This window comes from Paraburkholderia sp. 35.1, assembly GCF_050436525.1.
Lineage (GTDB): Bacteria > Pseudomonadota > Gammaproteobacteria > Burkholderiales > Burkholderiaceae > Paraburkholderia > Paraburkholderia tuberum.
On the sequence record NZ_JBNDMJ010000003.1, the window covers coordinates 446829 to 472764 of the forward strand.

The 25936-nt window shown below is 60.7% G+C and carries 29 protein-coding genes; 3 read left to right on the forward strand and 26 right to left on the reverse strand.

Features of this window, described 5'->3' with window-relative positions; translation table 11 throughout:
* Position 1: 1 nt before the first annotated feature.
* From OKW27_RS22045 to OKW27_RS22100, 12 genes are all read right to left on the reverse strand, one after another.
* Positions 2-169 (reverse strand): hypothetical protein, encoded by a 168-nt coding sequence (locus OKW27_RS22045; RefSeq protein WP_429334850.1) that lies wholly within the window; start codon positions 167-169, stop codon positions 2-4.
* Positions 169-405 (reverse strand): phage tail assembly protein, encoded by a 237-nt coding sequence (locus OKW27_RS22050; RefSeq protein WP_184060406.1) that lies wholly within the window; start codon positions 403-405, stop codon positions 169-171. Before OKW27_RS22050 ends, OKW27_RS22045 begins: the two co-directional genes overlap by 1 nt.
* Positions 406-426: 21 nt before the next feature.
* Positions 427-801, reverse strand: a complete 375-nt coding sequence (locus tag OKW27_RS22055; protein WP_184064060.1) for a phage tail tube protein — start codon at positions 799-801, stop codon at positions 427-429.
* Positions 802-882: 81 nt separating this feature from the next.
* A complete protein-coding gene (locus OKW27_RS22060) occupies positions 883-2373 on the reverse strand; it encodes a phage tail sheath subtilisin-like domain-containing protein (RefSeq protein ID WP_429334851.1) in 1491 nt (496 codons plus the stop codon).
* A gap of 152 nt (positions 2374-2525) precedes the next feature.
* Positions 2526-2765: a DUF2635 domain-containing protein gene (locus OKW27_RS22065; protein WP_429334852.1), complete on the reverse strand. Its 240-nt coding sequence runs from the start codon at positions 2763-2765 to the stop codon at positions 2526-2528.
* 1 nt (position 2766) lies between these two features.
* Positions 2767-3453, reverse strand: coding sequence for a hypothetical protein (locus OKW27_RS22070; RefSeq protein ID WP_429334853.1), 687 nt, complete (start codon positions 3451-3453; stop codon positions 2767-2769).
* 19 nt (positions 3454-3472) lie between these two features.
* On the reverse strand, positions 3473-3808 hold the full coding sequence (locus OKW27_RS22075) for a head-tail joining protein (protein ID WP_429334854.1): 336 nt from the start codon (positions 3806-3808) through the stop codon (positions 3473-3475).
* Positions 3809-3820: 12 nt separating this feature from the next.
* The gene (locus tag OKW27_RS22080; RefSeq protein ID WP_429334855.1) at positions 3821-4972 is read right to left on the reverse strand and encodes a major capsid protein; all 1152 of its coding nucleotides are present in this window, start codon (positions 4970-4972) and stop codon (positions 3821-3823) included.
* Positions 4973-5045: 73 nt separating this feature from the next.
* Positions 5046-5771 carry a head decoration protein gene (locus tag OKW27_RS22085; RefSeq protein WP_429334856.1) on the reverse strand — a complete coding sequence of 242 codons (726 nt, stop codon included), beginning with the start codon at positions 5769-5771 and terminating at the stop codon, positions 5046-5048.
* Between the two features lie 46 nt (positions 5772-5817).
* Positions 5818-6507 carry a hypothetical protein gene (locus OKW27_RS22090; RefSeq protein ID WP_429334857.1) on the reverse strand — a complete coding sequence of 230 codons (690 nt, stop codon included), beginning with the start codon at positions 6505-6507 and terminating at the stop codon, positions 5818-5820.
* 32 nt (positions 6508-6539) lie between these two features.
* A complete protein-coding gene (locus OKW27_RS22095; protein WP_429334858.1) occupies positions 6540-7418 on the reverse strand; it encodes a S49 family peptidase in 879 nt (292 codons plus the stop codon).
* A 420-nt stretch (positions 7419-7838) separates the two neighbouring features.
* A complete protein-coding gene (locus tag OKW27_RS22100) occupies positions 7839-9461 on the reverse strand; it encodes a hypothetical protein (RefSeq protein WP_429334859.1) in 1623 nt (540 codons plus the stop codon).
* Positions 9462-10497: 1036 nt separating this feature from the next.
* Here OKW27_RS22100 and OKW27_RS22105 point away from each other — a divergent pair.
* Together OKW27_RS22105 and OKW27_RS22110 are read left to right on the forward strand one after the other, a co-directional pair.
* The gene (locus tag OKW27_RS22105) at positions 10498-10635 is read left to right on the forward strand and encodes a hypothetical protein (RefSeq protein ID WP_429334860.1); all 138 of its coding nucleotides are present in this window, start codon (positions 10498-10500) and stop codon (positions 10633-10635) included.
* A gap of 161 nt (positions 10636-10796) precedes the next feature.
* Entirely contained in the window at positions 10797-11378 is a 582-nt protein-coding gene (locus OKW27_RS22110; RefSeq protein ID WP_429334861.1) for a DUF6037 family protein, read from the forward strand.
* Between the two features lie 4 nt (positions 11379-11382).
* Here OKW27_RS22110 and OKW27_RS22115 read toward each other — a convergent pair whose 3' ends face one another.
* From OKW27_RS22115 to OKW27_RS22130, 4 genes are read right to left on the reverse strand one after another with little or no spacing between them, the layout of a single operon-like run.
* Positions 11383-13071 (reverse strand): phage portal protein, encoded by a 1689-nt coding sequence (locus OKW27_RS22115; protein WP_429334862.1) that lies wholly within the window; start codon positions 13069-13071, stop codon positions 11383-11385.
* Positions 13072-13078: 7 nt separating this feature from the next.
* Positions 13079-13336, reverse strand: coding sequence for a gpW family head-tail joining protein (gpW, locus tag OKW27_RS22120; protein WP_429334863.1), 258 nt, complete (start codon positions 13334-13336; stop codon positions 13079-13081).
* 34 nt (positions 13337-13370) lie between these two features.
* Positions 13371-15479, reverse strand: coding sequence for a phage terminase large subunit family protein (locus OKW27_RS22125; RefSeq protein ID WP_429334864.1), 2109 nt, complete (start codon positions 15477-15479; stop codon positions 13371-13373).
* Positions 15412-15936 (reverse strand): hypothetical protein, encoded by a 525-nt coding sequence (locus OKW27_RS22130; RefSeq protein WP_429334865.1) that lies wholly within the window; start codon positions 15934-15936, stop codon positions 15412-15414. The genes OKW27_RS22125 and OKW27_RS22130 overlap by 68 nt, the downstream gene beginning before the upstream one ends.
* Before the next feature lie 307 nt (positions 15937-16243).
* On the opposite strand from OKW27_RS22130, the gene OKW27_RS22135 reads away from it, so the two are divergent.
* Positions 16244-19435, forward strand: a complete 3192-nt coding sequence (locus tag OKW27_RS22135) for a metallophosphoesterase (protein WP_429334866.1) — start codon at positions 16244-16246, stop codon at positions 19433-19435.
* Positions 19436-19588: 153 nt separating this feature from the next.
* On the opposite strand, the gene OKW27_RS22140 is transcribed toward OKW27_RS22135, so the two are convergent.
* The 10 genes from OKW27_RS22140 to OKW27_RS22185 form a co-directional block, all read right to left on the reverse strand.
* On the reverse strand, positions 19589-20293 hold the full coding sequence (locus OKW27_RS22140) for a hypothetical protein (protein WP_429334867.1): 705 nt from the start codon (positions 20291-20293) through the stop codon (positions 19589-19591).
* Entirely contained in the window at positions 20278-20802 is a 525-nt protein-coding gene (locus OKW27_RS22145) for an IbrB-like domain-containing protein (protein ID WP_429334868.1), read from the reverse strand. Before OKW27_RS22145 ends, OKW27_RS22140 begins: the two co-directional genes overlap by 16 nt.
* A gap of 25 nt (positions 20803-20827) precedes the next feature.
* The gene (locus OKW27_RS22150; RefSeq protein ID WP_429334869.1) at positions 20828-22012 is read right to left on the reverse strand and encodes a phosphoadenosine phosphosulfate reductase family protein; all 1185 of its coding nucleotides are present in this window, start codon (positions 22010-22012) and stop codon (positions 20828-20830) included.
* 14 nt (positions 22013-22026) lie between these two features.
* Entirely contained in the window at positions 22027-22584 is a 558-nt protein-coding gene (locus OKW27_RS22155) for a cupin domain-containing protein (protein ID WP_429334870.1), read from the reverse strand.
* A 170-nt stretch (positions 22585-22754) separates the two neighbouring features.
* A complete protein-coding gene (locus OKW27_RS22160; protein ID WP_429334871.1) occupies positions 22755-23489 on the reverse strand; it encodes a ParB/Srx family N-terminal domain-containing protein in 735 nt (244 codons plus the stop codon).
* The gene (locus tag OKW27_RS22165; RefSeq protein WP_429334872.1) at positions 23461-24078 is read right to left on the reverse strand and encodes a hypothetical protein; all 618 of its coding nucleotides are present in this window, start codon (positions 24076-24078) and stop codon (positions 23461-23463) included. The genes OKW27_RS22160 and OKW27_RS22165 overlap by 29 nt, the downstream gene beginning before the upstream one ends.
* Positions 24079-24289: 211 nt before the next feature.
* Positions 24290-24724: an antirestriction protein gene (locus OKW27_RS22170; RefSeq protein WP_429334873.1), complete on the reverse strand. Its 435-nt coding sequence runs from the start codon at positions 24722-24724 to the stop codon at positions 24290-24292.
* Between the two features lies 1 nt (position 24725).
* Positions 24726-25229: a HigA family addiction module antitoxin gene (locus OKW27_RS22175; protein ID WP_429334874.1), complete on the reverse strand. Its 504-nt coding sequence runs from the start codon at positions 25227-25229 to the stop codon at positions 24726-24728.
* On the reverse strand, positions 25210-25377 hold the full coding sequence (locus OKW27_RS22180) for a hypothetical protein (protein WP_429334875.1): 168 nt from the start codon (positions 25375-25377) through the stop codon (positions 25210-25212). Before OKW27_RS22180 ends, OKW27_RS22175 begins: the two co-directional genes overlap by 20 nt.
* 375 nt (positions 25378-25752) lie before the next feature.
* Positions 25753-25929, reverse strand: coding sequence for a hypothetical protein (locus OKW27_RS22185; RefSeq protein WP_429334876.1), 177 nt, complete (start codon positions 25927-25929; stop codon positions 25753-25755).
* Between the last annotated feature and the right edge of the window lie 7 nt (positions 25930-25936).

Consider the following 25936-nt stretch of genomic DNA (forward strand, 5'->3'; position numbering starts at 1 on the left):
TTCACCCCTGGCGGCGTTTCTCTGCGGCCTGCTGCGCAACGTGCTGGATGCGTCGCGCCTGCGCGAGCCATTGTGCGAGTTCAGCCCAGGTCAGCGCGCCCGCGTCGCGCGGCCCCCATCCATAGAAGTGCGTCACATCGGCCACGATATCGCGCAGGTTCGCGGGCACTACTCGAAAAAACCGGAGAGATACTTGTTGCACGCGTTGAAGTCGCGCGCGCCCATGCGGCCCACGGTGGCGACGTCGATCTTCGCCATCGTCGCGATCAGGTTCTTCATCGCGCGCACGTTGCCGAACTTCGCTGCGTCGTCGTTGACCTTCGCGATTTCATCGACGGTAGGTTCGCGCAGCGTAATCTCGGTCAGCCCGTCGATGGGGCTCAGTAGCGTAATGACCTCGTACATGGCGCGCTCCTTACTGTTCGCTTATTGCTCTGTGACGCTGCCCGAGAAGCCCTCGAAGCGGATTTCGAACGTCGCTTCCGGGGTTCTGACTTCCTGCGCCTCGGTGCTCCACATGTTGCGGCCGACGACCGTCTTGCCGTTCGCCAGTTCGAGCGTGACCGTAACGTTGGTCATGGCGTTGAAGTCCTTGACCGTCAGCGTGCCTGCGTCGCGCAGCGTCGCGGAAATGAACGGCGCGCGCGGCTTCTCCGCATAGCCGTGTACGCGGTCCTGTCCGACCATTGACTCACGTTCGTAGTCGGCGGGCGAATACGCCAGTTCGCCGGACAGCATGTAGTTCTGGCCGTCCATCGATATCCACGCGACACCGGCCAGGCGGTTTGTGTCATCTGACATGGCGGGCTCCAGAAATGAAAAAGCCGCCGGGGCGGTTCGCCGGGGCGGCTTGGTGCGGTTCAGTGCTGCGGTTCGGAATGACTAGCTGAGCCTGAATTGCGCGAGCAGGGCAAAAATCCGGAGCTGGTCGATCAGCGTTCCGGGCCACAGACAGTCAACGCGATTCGGGTTATTCGCGTTCTGCTCGACAATCAGTTGCCGGGCGAACAGTGCGCTGTTCTGCACGTAGCCATCGAATTCGAGTTCCTGATACCTGGCGATCACGTCTGCGCGTATCAGCAGCGGTGTGACGATGGCGCTACCGGATGCGAAGCGCGTGCCGTCCGCGGCGAGCTTCATGCGTGAATACTTCGATGTGACCATCGAGCGCAGCGCACGCAGCACGTACATCAGCAGAAACATCGTTTCGACTTCGAGGTAACTGTCATCGGGATCGCCCCACGGATTCTTCTGGTAGGTCGTCGTGATGTTCTCGGCGTAGCAGGTGCCGTCATCGCCCACATTGAACGTGCTGATACCGTCATAGAGCAGCGTGTTGCGCTCGGTGAGCAGGAAGCGCGAGGCAACGGGCGGCGCGAGCATGCCGATAACCGGTAGCGTCTGGACCGGGCGCCCCGGATCGTTGCGCAGCGCGGGCGCAATCGAGCCGGCAAGCTGCGCGGCGATAATCCACGCTGGCGTGGGCGAATCGTCGAACCCAAGCACCGATTCATGCTGGTTGTTGCGGCCCGCACCGAAGGTCGTACACGCGGCGAGCGTGCCCCGGTAAGCCGCGAACGCGTGTCCGTAAATCTGCTGGGCCCACGACCAGCGCCCGGTCTGGTCGTTCAGGAAGGTATGCAGTGCATCGAGGCTGACGCTATCGGTGTACGGGCAGACGATAAAGTCGAATGGCATGTCGCCACAGTTATCGAGCGCGGCCTGTAGCGTGTCGGTCGGATTGATCGCGCCGCCCGCCACCGGGGCGATGGTGACGTTCAGATTGAGCGGTGTCTGTTCGCCCGCGCGTGAGCCGCCGTAGTTCAGGCGCACGTCAATTTCATTGCCCACCATGCCCGCATTGATGGCGGTCAGCGTGACTACGTTGTCCTGAGCCGATGCGCTCACCAGCCCGAACGCATCTGCAGCAACGAGTTTGGCGAGCGCTTCCGCGATGTCGGCCGCGCTCTGCATGGCCTGCACCGGCAACTGGTAGCGCCGACCGGCGATGTAAAGCGAGATGACGCCCGACACGCCCCCGTCACCCTCGATGCCGAGCGTGATCGTGCCGGTGGCAGCGACTGCGCCAGCCGCGTCCTCGAGCGGCAGATACCACACTTCGCCGAAGGAATCGGCCGCGCGATAGGCGGCCGTCATCGCGGCGAGCATCGAATTGCTGCCCCACCGTGTGCGCGCGTCGCCCACGCCCGCGCTGATAACGGGTGTGCCTGGCTCGCCGGTTCCCGCGTCGGTCACCTGCCCGATAATCAGCGTGCGCTGGTTAAGCTGGGCGCTGTTGGCCTGTGACGCGTCGAGTTCCGCGTAGAACAGCGGGACGCGAATGTTCTCCGGCAGGTTGGTAAAGGGAATCATGGGAGCAACCTCCCGGGAAGGTGGGCGCGAACCGGAGATAGAAACGGACGCAGGACGGCCGGGGCGGGCCGTGGCTCGGCTCGCGCGATTGACTTAAGGGGATGGACGCGGGAAGTGCGCGCAGCGGCACGCAGCGGCGCAGAAAGCGCGGGTTATGTTGGGTCGGTGGCTTTGGGTTCGCGCGTGCGGTGTCCAGATGCGCGCCGCGTTGTGTCTGGCTCGTCCGGCGCGTCCGGTACAGCGGGCGGCTCATCCGGGACCGGCACCACGTCGCCATCGCGCAGACGGCGACGCCAGTACACCGAATCGGGTACGACGCGCCCCGCGTCGGGCAGGAAGTCGCGCAGGTCGGGATCGCGCACCCGCATGCCGGTTGCTGGCCTGATGTGCATGTCAGTTCCCCTTTAACGGAATGTCGAGCCGGCCCTCGTCGCGTCCATCCGGGCCGTGCGTACGCGGCGCGGGGACGACCGCCTGCGGGAAAGGCGGCGCGGGATACGTACCGGTCGGGTCGGCGCGATTGGTGAGGTCCGCGTGCAGGCCGAGGCTTTCGAGCGGCGCGGGCGCAGACGGATCGAGCGGCCACGGCGCGGGCTGCGGCTGCTCAACCGTGGGGTCGTACATTTCGGGAAACTCGCAGCGGAAGGACGCCGCGATACCGGCGAGGTGACGCGCACCTTCCGCGCGGATATCCAGCACGCTTTCGACCGTCGCGAACTGCTGCAGCATGCGTACAAGCGACCAGTCGAGCAGTAGCGCGTTTTCGACGGCGAACCACAGCGATTCAATCGCTTCCTGTGCGGCTTCGCCCGTCCCAGCCTCAACCATCGCCTTGACTTCCAGACTGCATGTCGTGGTGAACTGCGGCATGCCGCGATTGAATGAGGACTTCGATTCGTGCGCGGTGCGCACGATGACCGCAGGCAGCACGTCAGACGGCGCGGACCAGTCGCCCGGCGAGCGGATCAGGACCGGCCGGCCGGCGACCCGAAGCGCTGCGCGCTGCAGTGCGCCAAGCGCGGCGAGACGCACCTGACGACGCCCGAGCATCGGCAACGGGCGGATACGTGCGCGGTCCACGGCTGGGTAAGGAAACGGTTCAGGGCGCCAGATTGAGCAGCAGGAAACACCACCCATGTCCATCCGTACGCACTTCGCGGACGACATAGGTCGTGTCACTGAGCGGCGCACCGGGCGCGGCCGGAATGAACAGCGTGTCGCCCTGGTGTGCAGTAACGGGAAGTGTTGCCACGCGAAAGCCGTAGCATGGGCGTGTCGTGGTGACGGGTACGCCGTCGACCACATCCACGTTCGTAAAGGCTTCGTCAAACACGCCGTGCAGCGCGTGCGGCTCACCATCGCTCGCGTAGAACGTCGCGAGCTGTCCAAATATGCCCTCAACGGGCGCCAGCACCAGGCTATCCCAGTCAATCATGGCGGGGGCCGCTCAGGCGATTGGCGCAGCGCTGGCTGCGTCTGCCGGTTGTGCAGTCGTCGCGGATGGTTCTTCCGGCGTGATGCGGGTAGCGCTTGCCGTGGTCGCTTCGAGCATGCGACCGGACAGCAGCACTTCGGGCCGCGTGCAGACATAGAGCGGGTACGCATACGCTTCCATCTTCCACCACATGCGCCGCAGCACGTCGAAGATCGGCAGCACATAGACGGGCCGTCCGGGCGTGTTGACCCAATCGACGGTTTCGCCCGGCGCCATCGCTTCGCGGAATACACCGGGCGCGCCGACCGGGAAGAACTTCACCACGTCATCAGGAACCTTGATGGTCACGTTGTCGTCCGAGCCGCGATAGTTGAACCACGTAATGCCGGAGAACACGAACGCGTCGAACGCGGCGCCCTGCGAGTTGTCGCGCAGTGCGCGCGCATCGGACCAGTTCACGAACGTACGGATCACGTCCGGGTGATTGACGAACGCGTCATAGAAAGCATCGCCGCACATCGCGTAGACGCGCGTGGTCGGCGTGAATGCGCCCTGCGACTTGCGCGCCATCGTACGGATGATCGCGTTGCAGATCGGCCGCAATGGTGTGTTCGCCTTGCCTGCCTCGGTCGCGCCCAGATCGAACGGTGTTTCGGCGGCCTGAGGAATCTGGAATTCATCGAACCAGTTGTAGAGCACGCTGCCGTCCTTCGGGTCGAGCACCAGACCCTGCAGCGCGGCGAGCCTCAGGAATTCCTTCGTGTACTCGACGCTCGCGAGCAGCCCGGTTGGCCCTGACAGTCGCCGCGCAACTTCGGCCTCGACCTGCATCAGCACGGATTCCGTACCGAACTCGCGGATGCCCTGTACTTCCTCGGCGTACACCGTGTCCGAGTGCATCAGGCGCGGCACGTCGAAATAGCGCATCTTGCGACGTTCTGTCGTGCGCTGCGTGCCTTCCTCGCCGCGCTGCGAGAACGGGATCAGGATCAGCTTGCCGGTGCGTTCCTCGACTGCCAGCGCTTTCGTGCGGATCGGGTTGGGATCGAATACGCCCAGCTCGCCGAGGCCGACAGGCTGGTACGGGTTGCGCTGAACGGCGTCCGAAAGCGCAATTGCCGTGAACGGGTCCTGATGGAATACGTCGAGAATTTCGCCAGCCATGATGACGGCTCCCCAAAAGAAAAGACCGCCCCGGACCAGAGTCCGTGCGGCCTTGCGAGGAAGGAAAGGGGTACTAGCGCAGCAGGATGCCTGCGGCGCGCAACTGGTCGCCCGCGATCTGCATCTGGTACGGCGTCACGTCCGACGGCCAGACAAGCTCCGATGCGTTCACTTCTGCGTCGCGCACGATCGCGACGGCGGCGCGATCCATCCGCGTCGTATCGCGCGAGCCGAACAGCAGACCCGCCACGACTTCGGAGCCATCAGTCGCGGCGGGATTCCACGGCATCCAGATACCGGGTGTGCCGATATCGGACGGATCGGCAGCAGTGAACGTGATCGCGAAGGTATCGCCCGCAGCGAAGCGCTTTGCGCCCTGTTCGATGACGAAGCTCAGGCCGCCGACGACGACCGGCGCCCCGGTCTGCTGCGCAGTCGCGCCCAGGTCATCGGGTCCGCTCACGTCGAACGTGTTGCGGCTCGTGAAGGTGCAGACGTAGCGGCCATACGGCGACGAGCTGGCACGCGGCGGATCGGTGAGCCGCAGGACACCGTCGCCGGTGTTCTCGCGCTCCGGCGTGCCTGCGACGACCGACGCGGCCCCCGCATCGCCCCTTGCGTCATTGCCGGGCGGCGGTGGCGGAGGCAAGGGAAGGCGGCTGAGGATGGTCCCGGCCATGACATACACACTGCCCGTCAGGACGATGCCGTCGCGCGAGCGGTGGCCGTTCGCTTCGGAGACGAGAAAGCCGCCGTCATGCCAGTTCTCAAAGAGCGGCGGGACAGTAGGAGCGCCCATGATCGTGATCCCCTGTAATGGAACGGATGAAAAACCGGTACGCGTACTAGCGTTTGCGCGCATTCACCTTCGCGAATGCGTGGTCCCATGCCGACGCGATGGCCTGACGTGAGTTCATGCCCGGTGTACCTCCCGGGCCGACGCGCGGATTGCGCTCGACGCGTCCGCTATTGGCGGGCGGCGCGGCGGGTGTGCTTTCGAGTACCGCGAGCGCGGCACCGCGCGCGAGGCGCGTCCTGAACGCGAGATTGGCGGCCAGTACCGGATTACGCGCGGCGGCGTGACTTGAAAAGATCGCGGCGCAGCGCGCCTGCTCGCGGCGGCGCGCGCGGGCCTCGACCGAACTGCCGTGCATTTCCTCGTCGCCATCGTCCTGCGCGCGGGCGCGCTTCGCCTTACCGCGCCGGCTGTCCCGTTCCTCGCCGTTGTCGGTGTCGTCGCGGCTGTCGTCGTCCCCGAGCCGGACGCCATCGCCTTCGTCGTTGTCCTCGTCCTCGTCCTCGTCTTGTTCTTCGTTGTCGTCGCCCTCTGCATCGTCACCGTTGCGCGGCTCGTCGTCCTGTGCGCGCCGTGTGCGCGCATCGTTGTGTGCGCCATCCTCGCGGTCGCGCTCGGCGGGCGCGTCGGGCTTGTCGTCATCCGGGGGCGCCGCGTCTTCGGCACGCGCGCGAGTCGCCGCGCGCCCGAGGTGCGCGAATGGCAGCGCGCGGGTCATCGCTGAAAGAGAGAATCCCATTTTGAAGACCTCCTGCATGGTCCGGGTGGTTACTACGGCACGGATGACAGCGCGAGCGAATCGAGTAGCGCAAGAAACGCCGCATCGGGCGACATGACGGCATCGGCAAAACCGGTATCAACGCTCGCCGCCCCGAGGAAGGTTGCGGCCTGCGTGTCGCGAACCTGCGCCACGGTCAGCCCGCGATTGCGTGCGACCGTCGCCACGAACAGTTCGCCTACGCTGTCCACGTCTGCCTTGATACGTACATAAGCTTCGTCAGAGAGTGGCCGATATTCGCTGCCGTCTGCCTTGCGCTCGCCATAGGTAATGAGCGTGACCGTCAGGCCCGCATCGGTGAGCGCTTTCGAAAAATCAACATGCGCGACGATCACGCCGACGCTACCGGTTCCGCCCGTGCGCGGCACGATCACCCGATCACAGGCCGAAGCAAGCGCATACGCGGCGGAAAACGCGCACTCGGTGAGGATCGCGTACAGCGGCTTGATGCCCCGCGCACCGTAAATGGCGTCGGTCAGATCGAAACACCCGGCGACCTCGCCGCCGGGGCTGTCGATATCGAGCACGATTGCACGCACAGAGTCATCGGCCAGCGCCGTCGCGAGGTTCGCGCGGATGCCGTCATAACCGGTCATGCCCGAGTACGGATGCAGCGTGCCGAGCTTCTGCACCAGCGTTCCCTGCACCGGAATGACCGCGATACCCTGGACGACCTCATACGCACGCTCGTCCGCAGGCTCGCCCGCTTCAAGCCCGGCATCCAATGCGCGCAGTTCACCGTTCGGGCGGAACAGCCGCGCGAGACCAAACCGGTCCGCGAGCGCGGCCATGATGATTTCGATCTTGCCCGGCGCAATGGCGAGCGGCACATTGAAAAGGCGCGTCGCCAGGTGCGGATAGTTCACGACCATCGTGCGCGCCTCGGCATTTCGGAGTTGTCTGAGGTCTGCGCTCGGCATACACGCCTAGCATTGCTCCGGTCGCTGCCAGCAATTCCCCTTGCGCGCAGTGACCGGTGGGCTGGATACCTCATCAGCCCCTTGTGCGCGCCATGACTAGCGCGCTTTTTTTGGGCTCTTCGCGGAATTCCGGGGAGAGAGACGGCTACCGACCCATCACGGTCAGTCGAGGCGCCGAGACCTCGCCGTCAGCTTCTTGATGCGATGCAGCCATTCAACGGGCGACGTGACAAAGGCGGCATGGGCTCCGGTGCCGTTCCCTTGGCCTGCTGTCGGGAAGGGCGGAATGCCGATACCTTCATGTCGTCTCTTATATGGATTGCGCCCGCCTTACCGGCGGGCTTTTTTTGCGCGGGCGTTCCGGAGCCGGGCTCAGGAAAATACGGGGTCTGCCGAAAAAGTGAGATAGGGACCTTCATTGGTCGGCACGGAATTCATGTTCGGCGTCCAGTTCAACGCCGTCCCCGGGAACTGGCGAGGATAGGAGGCCACCTTGAACGCGAACATGGCGATCAGGCTGCGAATGGCGTCCAGCAGCGGTCCGGAGAACAGGGTCAAGATCCACCCTAACAACGCCTGAGGTATTGCACCGGGAACGTTTCCACAAAACTTCACGTGCAGTTGCTTCGGATTCTCCAGCCTTGTGCGCAGATAGATACCATCCGCGCGAAATTCAGGAGAGGCCGCCACACTAAAATCCGGATCTGCCTTTATATTGATGCACAGGTCAATAAAATGCTCCCACTCGCCCCAGTGTTTCGGATCCCAGAAATTTCTACAGTCGATACCCGCGTGCCCCCCGCATGACACGTTTGCGTCTACTGCGACGCCGCCCGGCACGACTCGTCCCCGCGCGTTATCTACACGAAACCACCATCCTGCCGAGGCCCTGAAGCCCGCAAACTCAGGGGAATCGAATTCGTCGTGGCGATAGGTATTGAGATAGATTCTTGCAAGCTGATCGATCAACTTGTCGTCGGTAAACAGACAAAGATTTTCGTCATATCTCGCTTTCGATTTTTTCTGTTTCTGCGACAGCTTTTGTGCGTCGCGCTCATATTCGTCTGCTTTGGCTTTAAGCCACAGGAATGATTCGGATTTCCCCGCTTTCCACTTTTTTGCATCGAAGTCGGGATCCTGAAACTCGGCATCAAAATGTTGCCGGAATTCGCGGAGAACTGAATTCAGCCTTTCCGACAGTTCCGAGCTGATCCCGGCCCTTGCTGTCAGCACATGTCCCGCCGCAATGAGCGCATGATCCCGTATCGCCAGAAAAGATGGCGACACGTCCACGCCATCAATGAGCTGGATCGCCCTGGGAAGTTCCCATGTCTTCAGGAAATTGGCCAGCTGGATGGCCAGAACCTGGTTGATGATGAACAGGAAGAGCTTTTCGAGATCTATACACCATTTGGTGTCGTGCTTTAGCTGCGGATCCGCTTCCTTCTCTTCCTTGATTTTCAGTTTGGCGCGAATGGCATCCCTGATGTCTTTCTGGATCGTAAGCTGCGGCGTGGAAAATTCAACTTTCAATGGATCGAGCCTGATGGCCCGTCTGTTATCAGCCAGATCAACGAGTAGTACACCGCATCTCGCGGTCATATCCCAGTCAAAATCCACGGAAAAATCCGTCGACCCATCCTTTTTGAGAACGGTCACCACAAACTTCATATCGCTGGTCGTGACCACCAGATTCGGCGGTGTCGTGGGTACTGTGCCGCTCAGGGGAACAGGACTGCCTTTGGCACGCAGATGCGCCAGCCACAACTTCTCGAACCGGGCGGGCAGCAACGGTGCGAGATCAAATACGATGGGCGTCGTCACGGCGAAGGCAACCTCGACGGGCTGATCGAAATTATCGAAGCGCTGTTTGCCGGAATAAAGTGAAGGTACGGCTTTAAAGTGCGCAGCTGAAAACCGGTTCAGGAATATTTCATTGACGCCCGCGCCAACATCGGCGCCGGCAGCCTTGAGATCGTCGACGGGAATGCTCATGGCCCCTCCTGATTATTCGTTGATTGGCCTTTGGGAACAAAGGCGGGCACTTGCCATCACACGCGTGTGAAAGCGATTCCAACGATAATTGCGGAGAGAAAAAGAACACTGGAAAGAGTGGACGTTGTGTGCGCCAGCGCACACACGTAGCGTGATATTCAAACCGTTGTGCCCGGACATCGCGGGCTTCATGCCGCCCCGCGTTGCCCGTCGTAGACCTTACCGCAGGCGTCGGGACATACAAACGGCGCGGCGGGTCCGGCGGGGACAGGATTTAGCCATTGGGCCCCGGTAAAGCTGAAGCCTGACCCATTTACAGATATTGTTTCGCATCGCGCCGACACGCACACGAGGCAGTTCGGTAAAGGCCGTTTGCGATTGGGCCGATGGGAACAAAGACTCGGAGACACAGAAGGATGAATATCAGGAGATCGCGGCCAAGATCGCCGCCGAATTCATAGTCGAGATGCTCCGGGCAAACTCTGAGGCGTTTCCGTAAGCCGGCTTGCAAGCGCCGATCTAAACACGCCGTAAGACGCCTGTCTTATGTCCGGCTGCTTCCAGGGTGCATCGGTCATAGGAACGGCGGCTTTCAGTGTCGCGCGAGCGACGCTTATTGGCCGACTCGAGCCAGTAACCCATCCTCCACGTAAATCCGCGAAGAACCTTTTTTTGCGCTGCGCCACCATCGAGCGCCCGGCATTTCGGATTTGTCCGAGGCCCGCATCGGGCACACACGCCTAGCATTGAAGCGTCGCCCCTCAGTACGTCCTCCGCTCACCTGGGGCGATAGGGTTGGCATGCAGTACAAAGCCCTTTTCACGGCGCGTCCTTGTGGCGCGCTATTTTTTGCGTCCCTTCATTTGGCCTTCGCGGCACCGTTGGGCGTGTCGCCACCCGGAAACCTGCAATTCAACAAAGCTGGCTTCTCTTTCCACCGACCTCGATATCCGGGGGCATCTATCTTTCGGACTGAACCTATTCAAATTTGAGACAGGGAGACCTATCCTGTATTCGAATTTATACGGAGATAGTCATGAGCCCTATTACCCTGATTGAAGCTACGAACCTCTACAGCCGCGCAGGCGTTGCACGCCATAGCCATTTCCGCCTCAATCCCTTGCGCCTGATTGCGCTCGTGCGCAGGCTATTCGTCGCGCGTCGCCAGTCCTGAACGCGGCACCCGGTTGATAATGCAAACGGATACTATTGCGGTACAGGTGCTGGTTCGGGTTTCGCCGCTTCCGCGGCTGCCACGCTGCCAGTCCAAGCCGCGCTGGTCAAAAAACACGCGTATAACGACAACGCAACTGCTCCCATCGAATGGAGTCGCCTATGGGTATCAAACTGGAAGCACTTTCCCAGCTTTACGACAGCATGACGTCTCAGGGGATGACCAAAACAAAATTCGAGTTTCGCTTTCGTAATTTGCGGTTTTCCGTCGTCTACCTCACCGACAGCTTTCCTCATGAACTGCTTTTCGGTTGCCACGCACACAATCTCTTCTTCGTCGTCGCGGTAGGAAGGGACTTCGTTATCGGGACGTATCTGGGCAACGCATACAAACCGCTGTTGGACGCATTGAGTCTGGAACCCGATCCCAAACAGCGATTCAGTCCCAACGTATTCTTTGAAGAATTCAAGACTGCAATTCCGCGAAGCACAACGCCTGCGAATGCTCCAACGATTACCGACATAGCTTCAGTGCGCCGCGACGTAGATGAGATCAACAAAATCTATTTCGTCGGGTGGATACACCATGATGGCATCAGTTCCAAGCCAACCGAGGCGAACCTTCTAAAGACCAGGCGAATCTGCGGTTTCGATGTTTATGAGAGGTGCAAGCGGCATCACATAAGCAGCAGATGGAGCGATATCGAAAAAGACCGGCGACCCTACCACGAACCCAAGGTCTGATGTCTCATTGCGGTTGGGGTACTTCCTGAACTCTCGCCGCTTCGGACACGGCTACGCTGCCGGCCCAGTCGGGCAATTCGAGGCCCAGTTCCTTCATCAGCCGGATTTCGTTCGCGCGCTGGTGAAGCACTTCCTCGTAGTCGAGTCCCTGTTCTGCGCATTCGCGCTTGAGCGTGGAAAGTGCCGCGTCCATGCCCATGACGGCGCCTGCCTTTTCCTTGGTCGGGTCGATCCAGCCGCGCGCCACGCCCATCCATGAGCACCGCGCATACGCGGCGCGCGCCTCGATGTACGGCGGCGCACCAGCGGGCAGCGGCAGTTCACCCCGGTCCATTGCCTCCCACAGCCATGCGCCGTAGAACGGCGAGGCGAAGTTCAGGCAGAACTCGTCGCGCCGCCGCGTGAGGGTCTTCCACGCTTCGAGCAGCGCGGCGCGGGCGCTGCTGTAGTTCGTTTTGCTCCAGTCCTGCGAAAGCTGCTCGGCACTCAGGCCCAGCACCGCCGCAATCACGCGCTGCATTTCGTGCGCGAAGGTCTCGAAGTTGCCATGCGGGTGCGCGGCCGAGACGCTTTCGAGCGATTCGCCAGGTGCGAGTGTGGGAATACGCGCGCCGTTGAGCATCGCGGGACGCTCGTCGGCCCAGCGTGCGCGCAGCGCCTGATAGAGCGGCAGTTCCTCGCCTTCGCCCGCGCCGAGCGCATCCTGTACCAGCGCCGGATCGTAGGGCGACGTAACGTACGTGCCGAACGTCGCGGCAATCGTCGCGGCCTGTAGCTCGACGCCGTAATACCGCGCGAGCATGCGCGCGTGCAGCAGGACCGGCGTGAACACCCCGAGGCCCCGATGCTGGCCCGCCCGGTCGCGATCATAGTCGTGCAGCACGCGCAGCCAGCCGTCCTCGTCGCAGCGCTCGATACGCTCCCAGGTGTTCGCCTCGACGGCGAGATACCAGTCGTTCTGATGCGCCTCGCGGATGTGATACGCAAGCGGCACGCCGTAGTCGTCAATCTCGACGCCGCCGCGCAGGTAGCGCGAATCGATGGCCTGATACGGATTACTCAGCCGGTCAGGATCGACCAGTAGCAGCGCGGTCGCGTAGTCCGCGCCACCGTAGCCGGTGCGCTCGGGCAGCCAGTAGATGAGGCCCAGCCCCTCGCCATCGACCAGCTTGTGACGCATTGCGAGCCGGAACTGCTGACCGAGCGTAAGCTGTCGCGCCACGTCGTTGTAGTGCGCGGGGTTCTCCGCATAGCCGCGCCAGAGGGCTTCCGCCGTGCGCCGGTATTCATCGGCCCAGGTGGCGTCAAATTCGCTGATACCGGTACGCAATGCCAGCGCGCGGTAATCGGGATTCGCCGACAGCAGCAGGTTGGTACCGATGGTGTTATCGAGAATGCGGGTGACGCCGCCATTGATCCAGCCATCATTGCGAAACAGATCACGCGAGCGCGCGACCATCCAGTCACGGAATAGGTTGATCTCCGAGTCGGGCGAGCGTATCCAGGGCAACCAGTTGCCCATCTCCTGGGCGAACCAGTCAGCCGCATCGTACGGAAACTGGTAGCCGGGAAGCCCGAGTCCCGGCATGACCAGCGCGCGCCCGGGGTCGCCCGTTAGCGCGTTCGTCGCGCCGCCACGTACAGCAACGGGTGCCGGAATCGGCTGACCGCTTTCGTCAACGATGACGCCCATTGCTGGCTCAGAAATACGGCGTGACCGGACGGCGGCGGTTGCGGCAGAGCCCCCGGAGCGCATCGATCTGTGTCTGTACGCCGATGATGGCCTGCACCAGATCGGCGATACTGGTCTGCGTGTACGCAATGGAGCGGCTACCGTCTGCCTGTGTGTACGACGCGGACTGCGCCCGGGTGCCCGACACCAGCGCGAGATATGCCTTCTGCATGCTCGCAAGCTGCCTTTCGAGCGCACCGAGCGTCATCCCGTCCAGGATGCTCACGCGGCGACAGGGCATGGCAGCTTAGACGTGCGATTCAGGCAAGACGCTGAACGAGCGAGGTCCGCATGCGGGCAGTGGCCGGATACGGCCGGTGCGACGTCGGCGGCACATCAGGGGGCGGTGTCCACGCTTTTACTGCGTCCGCGCGCCGGTTCAGTTGCAGGCCGAAGAACAGCAGACCGCACAGCGCACCATACGCATACACCCGACAGTCAAGCGCCTCATTGGCGCGGCCCGGTGGCAGTTCCCACACCCGATAACGTCTGCCGCCCGACTCCTTGATCACGATGCGCTCAGCGGTCAGTTGCGCGTAATAGCCAATGTCACGGTCGGCGGGGAAATGCATGTAACCTGGTCCCGGTGTATCGAGCAGCAGCCGCTGCCGGATCGTGTCTTTCGCCGCGTTCACGCCGAGCAGGATCGGGCGATAGGTCTTCTTCGTGCGCGACGTGGGGCGCTTTGACGGCCACACCGGATTGCGCTCGCCGCCGCGTGCCGATTCGCCCTTGACCGCCCAGATACGGCGGCCGATTCGCGCCGCGCAGAACTGGTAGACCGCCTGCGTGTGATGCCCGCCCGAATCGATGCACGCCGCCATGATCTCGAAGGGACGACCGTCGGCGCGATGCCACAGGCGTCTGAGATACGTGTCGATGCGCGCCTGCGTGCGCGCGTCCGAAAACTCGCCCTCGATGATTTCGTAGTCGATTGACCAGCTTTCCTCGTTGCGGCCCCAGCCCACGACTTCAAGCTCAACGCGGTAATCCTGCACGTCCGCGCCCACGACCAGCACGGCGACACCATCGGGCACTTCAGCCGCCCATATCTCACCGCGAGCGACGACCGCTTCTGCGGAGAGCGAGCGACCAGTGCGCGGACGGTACGGGAGTCCCATCTGTGTATTCCACCAGGCCTGCAGCCGTTCCTCGTCGCCCTGCGCGTCGATCCAGCGCGCCGCAATATCGGCGGGCCGGTCGCGCGTCCACGGGCTCAGGAGCTTGGACGCCTGGAATCCGGCATGCGAGTTATCGACGGTCCACGCGCCGCAGGTCGGACACTTCGCGCGGTAGACGGCATGACGTTCCGATGCCCACCAGTCCCACACCACGCCAACCGGGTCGGTGCCGTTGCCTGCTTCATCACTGCTTCGCCAGGCGCGGTCGTACGCGTCGAGCGGTACGTGCCGTGCGCCGCAGCACTCGAACACCCGCGTCTGATGCCACCGTATGGACTGCAAGGCGGTAAGCCGTTCTGACTCGGACCAGCCCGCGCCGCACGACTCGCAGTACACGCGCGCGGTCTTCGTGCGATGGCCAGTTACGTTGCCTTTGTCGTCCTTGCGCTTCTCCCACTCGACATGGCGGAAAAATTCCAGGAACTGACGGTGCCCGCAATGCGGGCAGGCCACGCTCGCGCGACGCTGGTCCGACTCGCCGTAACTGGCTTCGATGCGGCTTTCCTCGGTGACGGTTGGTGAACAGGTCCGCACTGACAGCCAGTTCGCAAACGTGGCGACCCGTTCCTCGGCGAGCGCGATAGGGTCGCCTTCGCGCGTGACCGGGTACTTGTCGATTTCGTCCGCGAGAACCAGCCGGATCGGGCGCCGCGCGAGGTTATCGGGACTGCCCGCGCCCGCGAGCGCGAGGAAGCCGCCTGGAAACGACTTGAACAGCAGCGTTTCCTCGGCGTTGCGGGTCTTCGTCGTGCCGACCCGCTCACGCAGTACGGGCGTGACCCGCACCAGTGGCGTAATGCGTTCCTTGCTGAACTGTTCGGCCGCGGCTTCCTTCGGTTCGAGCAGCAGCATCGGGCACGGATCGAGATGCGCAAAGTAGCCGAAGACGTTTTCGATCAGTGATGTTTTGAACAACTGCGTATTCACCATCGCCGTGATGACATGCACACCCGGCTCGGTCACTGCGAGCATCGGCCCGCGTGCGGCTTCGACGGTCCCGGTCGTCCAGCGGCCCGACAGGCTGCCCGATTCCTTCGCGAGTCGCCGGAACCGGTCAGCCCACTGCGGGACGCTCAGGCGTGGCGGCGGGGTCCAACCGCCGCGGCCGACACGTCGAAGGTCATCGGCCTTGTTCTGCGTCGAAGCGCGGTTCAGGCTCCCCGAGGTCGGCAAGCTGCTGATGGACATGCGCCGCCAGTGTGTTCGTTAGCCGGTCAACGTCGTCCAGACCGAAAGCCATTGCGATGAACGGTGCGACCTTCGCGGGCCACGCAAGCCACGCGTCGCGCTGCTCGCGGCATAACTCGAACACGACGCCTCGCGCGACGGCCAGCTCAACGAGCGCGCCGGATTTCTGTTCGTATTCGAGGCGGCGCAGCAGCGCCGTCCAGTTCTCTTTCAGGCGCAGCGCTTCGCCGTAGGCGAGGCCCTTTGCACTTCCGGCTGATTGCAAAGTGTCCTTTGCGTCTTCCTTTGCGCTTTCGTCAGGCCGCTCGCTCGCGCGCCAGCGGGTACCGACGAGCGCCGCGTCCATCAGGCCGTCTGCGCGCTTCGCGAGCCGTCCCTGTTTCAGCGCCTGATGAACAAGTGTGTCCGAAACGTGCTCGCGCCGCGCGAATTCGCGGATTGAAATGCCGTCAGCCACGGTGCAAAGACTTTTTGAAACGTGTAGCTACAGAAAGAACGGGGTCGCGCAATTTCCCGCGCTCCCACAGGCCTGGCCAGTACCTTCTGGCACTCGAAGCTTGAAAGTTCCAGAAGGTCTTGAGCGTTGCGGCTCCGCCAAAGGAACGTGATCGCGTCTACCCATTCCGCATAAAGTCGCCGCAGTTGAGTGTGCACGCCCGCGCCATGATTCATTCTTACCCGGGTTCGTCGTATGATGTTCCGACCCAAAACTGGCGTGCATTAGTTTTAACCACGTACGTTTTGTCGAAATTGAAACTACCACGATGTTGGGGACCAACTTGCAAATCCGCGTATTACATTTATCTGACCTTCATTTCAATCTCAAGAAGGACGACCATGACCAGAAGGTGGTCATTCAGGCGCTTTGCCAAGATATTCAAACAAACTTGATCAAAAAGCCCGATCTAATTATGTTCACGGGCGATCTCGCAGGAAAAGGTCACTACTCACCTGACTATGTAAAAAGAATAACCGAAGGCTTTGTCGATCCGCTTTTGGTGGCAACCGGCTTGACAACTGAAAGCATCGTCTTTTGCCCGGGCAATCACGATGTCGAATTATCAAGGCGTGATGAGATATACGAGGCCGGCCTGCGGACAATGCTTGCCAGCAAAAATAGCTTGCATACCTTCATCGATAATCATGAATCGTCCCCTGCTGCGTTCAACGATATCGAAAAATACAATCAGTTTGCGGCAACATTCGCGTCATCGGCGATGCAAAAGCGAACCCCTCTCTTCACATCGTACAGGTTCGTAATCAATGGCCTAGAAATCGGAGTTGCCTCCCTGAACTCTGCATGGCGTGCCACAGGCCGAGCGAACGATGCTGATTGCGGGGCGCTCCTACTTGGCGAGCGTCAAGTAGAATTGGCAGCCGAACATCTCTCAGACTGCAAAATCAAATTTGCCTTAATGCACCATCCGCTCAATTGGCTTGCTGCTCGCGACTTTCAGCACGTTCAAAGAGCACTCGCACGAAACTTCGACGTGCTACTTCATGGACACGTGCACGAAACGGAAGGCTTGTCCTTGGTAGCGCCATACAGTAACTTGATTGTATGTGGAGCGGGCTGTCTATATCAAAGCCGCGAGTATTTTAATGGATATTCCGTCATCGACATCGATCTTTCCAAGAATTTATTCCGTCAGGAGGCCCGCGAATACTATAGTGCCCGAGACTGTTTCGACTCTACCGCGAGATTTTCAGCAAACGGGGTATTTGAGTCTCCCTTTCGTGGCGAACTTAGCCACAACTTCCAGCTTCCCGAAAAAAGTCTCGAAAGAATATCTGAAGCCATTAACCGTCAACTCGTTTCTTACTCGATTTCGGATGTGGCGCCTTCCGACATTGGCGACCTTTTCGTAGAACCGAGGTTGGCCCGAGAAGCTGCTAGCGCAGTCGCGACCGGAGATTCTTCCGGCGCAAAAAGGCTTCCTTTGCTTCCTCTACCTGAAATCGAACTGGACGGGACCAACTTTTTTATTTGGGGACGCAGCGAATCCGGAAAAACGACTATCCTCAACTATCTGGCACTGCGCGTAATAAGGACCGCAGCACTCAGTGGGAAAATAGCTTTTGTTATTGACGGGAAATCAATAACAAGCATCGATAATGCGGTTAAAGCAATGGTCGCGTTCTCTGACGGTGCGTTTAAAAGGTCAGAAATAGAAAAAGCATTGCAGACGGGCCGCGCCGTAGTCTTTATCGACAATTTCCCCATTGACCCAAATACACGGGAATTCGTGGAGCTCATGAAGTTCACTCGTCAATATGCTAAATCAAAATTTATTTTCAGCGCGAACGAGGAGTTGCGCATTACGCTCGTTCGCAATCAGCTCCCCGATATGGGAGTGCCGGTTCAGCAACTTTTCGTTCAACCATTTACTCGCAAGCAAGTCCGATCGCTAATACAAAAATGGTTCGGACAGGAAGAAGATAAATGTGCGCGGCTTGTAGATGACGTACTCGAAATCACAAGCAAACTTCGGCTACCGCGCTCTCCTTTCCTAATGAGCATGGTCATTTGGCTTAACGAAAGGAATATTTCTTTTTCGCCCGTCAACTATGCGACCTTGATCGAGGGGTTCATTGATGGTTTGCTCGAAAAGCTAAGTGACTCGAACTTTCGATCCGAGGTGTACACTTTCAGAATAAAGCAGCACTTTTTGTGCGAACTGGCCGCTCGGATCACGGAAGATCCCCAATTCGCCATTTCTCGGTTGGCACTTGAACAGTTCGCTGTCGATTATTTTAACTCGCGGCCACAGCCCAAAGCGAAGCCACTGGAATTGATTGAGCATTTCTTCCAGCGGGGCATTCTCCTGCAATTAGGCGATGAGGTTCGCTTCAAGCTTGAATGTTTCAGAGAGTATTTCGTTGCTAAGCGAATGCTGGATAATCCTACTTATCGAGAAGAATGCACATCAGAGAACAACATTCTTGATTTCGTTAACGAAATTGATTTCTATTCAGGTCTGAAACAAGACGATGTTGATCTTTTAAAAATTGCAAAAAAGAAGCTTCTCGATAGCTATGAAGACTCCAAGCTGGAGATCAGCTCCAGCGACTACTCGCGGGTGGCTTCACATGAAACATCCATGCTTGACGGCCTGCGTCATCAAATGGTGGATTTGGTGAAGATGAAACCTACGGTTCAAGAAAGAGAGCGAATGCTCGACGATTTGGACGAAGCGCGTATGGAGCCATCCATGAATATCGATCCGTCAGATGCGGACGCTCCTGTGCTTTCCGATGAAGACGAGACGCAACCGTTCGCGTATGACGAAAAGTACGCAGCCTATATTCATTCGTTAGCGCTTGCTTCGAAAATCTTGCGCAATTCGGAACTCGTGGGCGATAGCGATCTCATCAAATCGATGTTTTCCGCTTGCTTAGAGCACTGGTCCAAAAATGTCATATTCGCTCTTGCGCAGTTTGAAATCTGGGGAGAAGAGCATGGATTTTTGAACTTATCCGATGGCAAGCCGATGCCGGAAAACATGGTCAACGCCGTTCGAAACATGCTGCCGGTGTTTTTTGCCGAGTTTATCAAACAAACGTTGGGTACGGCCAAGCTCGCGGACGTTATGAACAAGTTCATTAGCGATCCCCATAACGGCGAGCTACCCGTTCTTTTGGTCACCTTGCTCTACGCAGATCTGGGTTTGCCCAAATACTTGGACAAAATCGAAGATTTTCTGGCGCGTGCTGATTTGGTCGGCGGATCGCGCGAAATCATTGTCATTAAACTGTACGCTTGGTATATAGACAAGCAGTTAACACCTAGCGAAGAATCCAGAATCGAGAGAATTCTGACGGAATTGGCCAGGGCAGTTTACGTGGGCAAGGCACCAGCGACGAAAGCCGAGCGCGGCGTGTTTGTGCAGGCAATCCGGGATCGCTTGACTACCCTCCGTCTAGTATCATCGCCGGACTCAGGACAAGGAAAATAGAGAGAGGCTTGCTGGAGGCCGCGGGCCCTCGAATGAAAGCTCAACGAATGGTTGACACGGGCGCCCGCGGTTCTCGGTAAAATTCAAATGTCGTGTGTGACGAAGCAAGTTATACGACAGCTCGAATGCAGTAACCCCACTTATTCCGGCTTCTCAGGCCGCCGATGCCAGGGCGTTAGCGAGTTCCCGCCCAAACACCCGGTCGAAGTTCGCAGAAACGACCGCTTCAGCGCGCTCGCCGAACTCAAGTCGCTTTCTGGTCTCAACCGGTGCATTGAACGCGACAAGCAGCCGCAACCGGTCAGACGCGTTGATCGCGCGATCTACCAGTTTCGGGCCTGAGCGTTTGCTCCACTTCAGTTCTACGAACTTCGCGGGGCGTTGCCACAGACCGTACAGTGCGCCGCGCTTCGTTTTCACCGTGCCGAGAAACACGTCGGGGCGGCCCATGAACTTGCGGATCGAACCGCGCGGCAGGTTGCCGAACTGGTTCGCCGCGGCGTTCACCGGGACCAGGTTCGCAGGCTTCGCGCCGAGGAATTGCACTCCGCCGAATTCGTACGGTGCGAGGTATCCGGCGGCTTTGTCGCGGATATAGACGCGCGCAACGGGCATTCCCTTGCGCGCGGGCTGCACCGCAACGGAGTTGACGGTAAAGGGCGTCGGATTGTCGAACACCTGCGGCAGTGCGTTCCTTTCTGCATCGGCGGCGAGCTTCGCCAGTTCCGTGACCGTACGTGCTTCGGCAAAGGGCAATTGTCGGTATGCCAGCGCTGAGAGCTTGCGCGACACGGCCTCAATGTTCGAGCGGATCGACAGTTCAAGCACCGATACACGCAGCGTCAGGACGGAATCCACGCGCGGCCGAACTCCGCTTTTGCGAGGCGCTTGCCAACGCGTTCAGGCATGCCGGAACGGTCTGCAAGTCTGTCCACTTCCTCCGGTTCCATGCCAAGGCCGCGCTCGATCTCCGGTACCGGTACGCCTGCCTCGATGATCGTGCGGACAATCCCGGCCATCGGCAGCACAGCGTGCGTGCCACGGGCGCGGTTGTGCCTGATCGTGGACATCATGCGGTGCACCGGATCGGCTTCAATCTCCGCAGCCGGAACGTAACCGCCATACTGTTCGCGGATTCGCGGATCACCGGAAACCAGCCAGCGATGATAGCCGTCGACTAGGACGTAACCGCTACTGTCTTTCAGCACGACTAGCGGCTGCGTGAAGCCATCCTCGAGGATCGAGAGAACCAGCAGTTCGAGTTCCAGCGGGGCGACCCGGTTCGGGTTGTAGTCGTTCGCCCGCACGCAATCGCGATGCACCCATTTCACGCGTGAGACGGCAGCGCGTTCGATAGCGCCGCGCACGTCATCCGGTAGCGGGGAAGTTGACTCAATAGCGGGTGCCATCGTTGTCGTTTTCCATTGCAAGCAATTCTTCGAGCGTCACCCCCCGTCGCTTCTGCTCCGCTCCGGCAAGCGTGACCAGCCCACCAGCCTTGCGGTTTTTGAAATCGCCCTTGAGCGCGATCTGTGCGAGCGCGCGCCACGATACGCCGCTCATTGGATCAGCTCTTGTGTCGTCAATCGGCCGCTTCGTCTTGCGTTGGTGCACTTCTATCGCGCGCTTGAGGGACAGTGCCACGCGCGAGCGCCAGGGTTCATCGTACAGATTGATGATCCGCCATGTCCATTGCCGCCACGTCAGACCTTCTGGCGGCTCGCGCAGGTGCGTACCGTAAAGCTCGGTCAGCGCATAACGCGCAGCCGTCGCGGCACCCGGCACGCGCGCCGTCATCCGGTGCCACAGGTCGGGATAGCAGATCGCCCAGGTGTGCAGCAGGTTGAGCGGTTCTTCGCCAAACGGCGGGCAGACGCGCTGCTGGGTATGCGCCAGTCCCATCGCTTCAAAGCGGTCATAGGTGTGGTTGTAGTCCCATCCGAAGCACGACGGCGCGACCCATACATCTTCGAATCGCCAGTCGTATATCGGATCGCACAACCAGACGTTTCGCGCGTTAGGGCTCTGATGAATGTAGTTATCGACGCGCGAGCGCATGGTCATGCGCAACCGGCGCAACGACTCCTGAGTACGGATGCCGCGCAGCATGGCGACGGTCTGCGACTGTCCCGCGAATGGCAAGTGACTGCAATCGGGAATCATCATTCCGCGCGCGAAACCCGGCATCGTCGGCTCAGCGCAGGACGGCATGGGGCGTACCCATTTCTCGTGCTCGTCAGGATTCCAGCAGTACCAGTACGGCTGCTGCCGCGAACAGGCGTTGCGGTGTTTGACCGGCACGCAATACCACGTAAGCGCGATATCGGGCTGCGCGCGCACCCGCTCCACATAGTCCTCGGTGTCGGGCGATATGCATTCCTCGTCATAGAAATGCACCTCGAGCGGCAGGCGTCCAGTTTCGCGCGCGACCGAGAGCGCAAGATGCAACACGACGGTCGAATCCTTCCCGCCCGAGAACGAAACGACGATCCGGTCGAACCGGCTGTACAGATGCCGGATACGTTCCAGCGCCGCATCGTGAACAGTATCGTCCACATAATGCCGGTCCAGCGTCACACGCGCCTTGCTGCTCATGAGCGTTCCAGTGTCGCGTCGCCGGTCGTGCGGATCGCAGCAAGAGTGCGGGCCGACACGCCATCCACGATAGTGCGGTTAATCATCGGGTGATCGTCGTCAGTCGGGCCGCAATCGGAATCCGGGTGATAGGCGAGCACGCGCATTTCGTCGCCCCGATCGGTTGCGAAGTGGTGTCGGCCGTTCGCATGGATGCAGAAGATCATTCCCGCTTCGAGCGCGACGCGGGCATCCGCGCCCGCATTACGTGCGACGCACGTCCCGCGCCCTGAGAGAACGAGTCCAAGCCGGTCCGATGGATGCGTGTGTGCGGTCTGAAAAACGCCTGCGGGGAAGTACAGCAGGTTCAGACAGGGATCGCCGCGGCGAACAGGCTGCACAAGCGTGGTATCACTGCACTGGTCGATATAGCGCAACCGGCCCCTGTGTTCGACAGGACCGCCGATCATGAACAGGCCGCGCCAGCCAGCGCGCCGCATGATGATGCCCCGGCTATTGCGCGCGTGGAGTGAGAAACGCCCCGGGACACAGAAATACTGGCCGGCGTGCAGCATCCACGCATGGCCGTTGTGCTGCAGGCGCGCGGTCCCCTCATGGACGTAGCCGAAGTGAGTTGCCCGCGGCTCAGTGAGAGCGAGGTCGTCTGTCCACGCCTGCAATGCGTCAGCCAGATAGCCATGCTGCCAGCCGTAAGCCGTAAATGCGTGCATTGGCGCGTGTGCGGTCATGGATTCAACCATTCGCGGGCGATCAGTACTAGCGCCGCGCCGCTATCGGTTGCGCCGCGCGTTCTGGCGTGCGCAATAGCGTCAAACAGGATTTGACGGTCGGCCACCCGGACCATGCAGGAAAAGACGGCGAGCAAACCGCCTGCATCGCTCACAGCAGAAATACTGTCAGGGCTGACCGTAACGTCGGCGGCTGTGCTGGCCGAAGTCTGTTCGCGTGTCTCGGCGTTTGCGCTCGCAAAACCGAATTCCGTAGGGTCTGCGGCGTTGGCGGCCCGTGCAGCGTGATCGAGCGTTAGCCGGTCGGTGTCGTCAATCAGTCGCGCTATGTCGGCATCGGAGAACCCGAGCAGATCGACGGCGAAACCTTCGTCAGCCAGCACGGCGAGTTCTGCTGACAGGAGCGCGGCATCCCATCCGGCGTTGAGTGCGAGCTTGTTGTCGGCGATCCGGTATGCGCGTTTCTGAGGCTCGGTCCAGCCGCGAGCGACGATGACAGGAGCGTCGGCGAGTTCGAGCTTTCGCGCCGCGAAAAGCCTCCCGTGTCCGGCGATCAGCGCGCCGCGCTCGTCCACCAGCAGCGGAATGGTCCAGCCGAATTCGCGCATCGAGTCCGCAATGGCCTCGACCTGCGAATCGGTATGCGTGCGCGGATTGCGTTCAGCCTCGAGAACGCGCGCGAGCGGCCAGCGCTCCACGCGGTCAGCGGGCCAGGGCGGCTGATTCTTCATTCGGCGTACCGGATGCGCTCTCGTCGCGTACGATCCCCGCTTCGCGCAGGAGCGCATCGATGCGCCCGAACGCTGCGTCGAACTCACCGCTTTTCTGCCGCGTGCCGCTCAGTGTTGCACCGAGAATCGCGGTATGTTCGGCAACGGTCTGCCGGTGCACGCCGCAGCGCTGCGCGAGGCTGACCTGTGTCTCGCCGGTATGGGTGAGGATGTTGGCGACCAGCGCGGAACGCAAACGGATATTCGGGACGTGCCCGATGAAGAGCGGCGCAGTGTGCGCGACGATCTGAGCGAGCGCGCCCGACCATTCGGGATTGGGATAGTGCCCCGCGCAGCAGGGACGATGGCACGCGCAGGTTATGTTTTGGGGTGCGTAGCTGACTACGAGCAGCGCGCGCTGCAAATCCGTCAATCGGTCCAGCCGGTAACGGATACGCGCGGCCTGCGCGGTGGCATCGGTGCCGGTCAGTACGTCATCGCCGGGAGCCGACTGGTGTAGCGCCGAGAGAGAGGAAGCGCCTCCACGCAGAACCGCGTGCGAAAGCGCGTCACGCAGCGCTGCTGCTGTGCCGCAATAGGTGTCTTTCATGGGCAAGCCGTGTGGGAAAACCGGGCGCGCAAACGAAAAAAAAAAACCCGCTCGAGGCGGGTTCCGGGTGCAGTTCGGCGACTACTAATCTTTGCGTATATTCGACTGTTTTTGCCGGTTGTCAAGAAATTTCAATCCGGCTCACCAGCGCGCCTGGCGTCAGGAACGCTCAGGCTTGCGCTCGGCGGGCCTGGACTGGTGCGCCAGATCGCTAGTCGATAGCCCTCAGGATGAGCGAGTTCTCGTCATGCTCGCATGCGTACTCGCGTAGCGCGTAATACTGGTCAACCAGGTCGTCATAGTCGCCGCCCTGATCGTGAATCGTCCATATCAGCCGGTTGAGTACGAAAAGACTGATTGTGATTCCGGCCGCGTCAGCGCTCATTGCTCCGTCGAACTGATTGCCTTCTATTCTCAGTGTCAGCCGTTCGGGCGCGCAGGGCGCAAGATAGAAGCTGCCGTTTGACAGTTCGTAAAAATTCCAGGCCCCGTGTGCATACTCTGGCGACAGCCTGCCCGCGTAGGAATACACCAGGTTCTCTGCAACAGGCCATAAAAATTTGCCGAGCATTTTCGGGAGAAACCTCAGGCGACGACTCTCAGGGACCAGCTTTGCAACGATTCCGACCGGCTTTTTCCTCGCCATCTCACGCCCCCCTGGAAGCGACGACAGGGGTCTGCGCGACGCGCGCCAGGGGCACGATCGACGCGAGTACGCCGGAGAGCTCCCGAGTCTCCTGCGCGATCTCGTACGCAAGCTGGTAGCCCATCCAGGTCATCGGATCGTCGCCGAAGAACACAGCAAGACGAACCGCCGTATCAGCCGTCAACCGGCGCTTGCCTTCAATGATTTCACGAATGCGGCGCGGCGCCACGCTGATCGATTTAGCCAGCCTGACTTCAGTCACGCGCGAGTCGGCGATTCGCGCAGCGAGCGCTGCGCCGGCCGTTTGAGGAAGCGCCGTTGCGCTGCTGGACTGGCTCGACGCGGGCGGCGTCGGTGCGACCTTCGCGGGAGCCTTGGCGGGGGGCGTCGGCGCGACCTTCGCGGGAGCGGCAGCGGGCGTCGGCTCGACCTTCGTCGTCGGAGCTTTTGCAGCCGCCTTCGCCGCCGTCGTTTTTGCCTTCGGCTCAACCACACTCGCGGCCATCGTTTTCTTTGCCGGTGCTTTCGTTGCCGGTGCTTTCGTTGCCGGTGCTTTCGTTGCCGGTGCTTTCGTTGCGGCGTGGTTCGTGGTGGTCTTCGTCTCTTTCATCGGGAATCCTATCTAATAAGTGGGTAATTACAAACAACTGCATACCCACCTTAAGGCGACCGCGCAGGCCTGTCCAGAGGCAAACTTCGGCCAGACTCAGATTTTTTCCGAGGCGGCGAGGATGCCGCGTTGATGGGCGAGGATTGCAACCGGGGCGGCGAGGATTTAGTGTCCGCTGGCAAGGTTTGATACGTGGCTGATCGCGCCCCGCTGGTCTGCTCCCGTATCCATTCGAGCGCGGCGCGGTGCGCGTCCCGATACGAGCGCGAAGGATGCTCGCCGCGCGCGATTCCCTGACGGTATGCGCGACCGATCCACACACGCAGATCGTTCGGCAACACATACCAGTGACGGCGACATCCCCACGTATTGCGCGGGACGATCTGCCCGCAACCGGGCCACGGACAACGGTGCATGGTTACGTCCTGTCAGTACGAAAAATTTCACCAAACACGGTCTGCAAATCCTCACCCTTGCAGGGGCGGCGTCCATACCATTTGACCGCGAGCGCGGCGCATTCATCGGCCCGTGCTTTCCAGACACCGCCGCGGCGGATCGCTTCGGCATGCACCTGAGCTGCCAGCGTGACACTCACAAGCGGT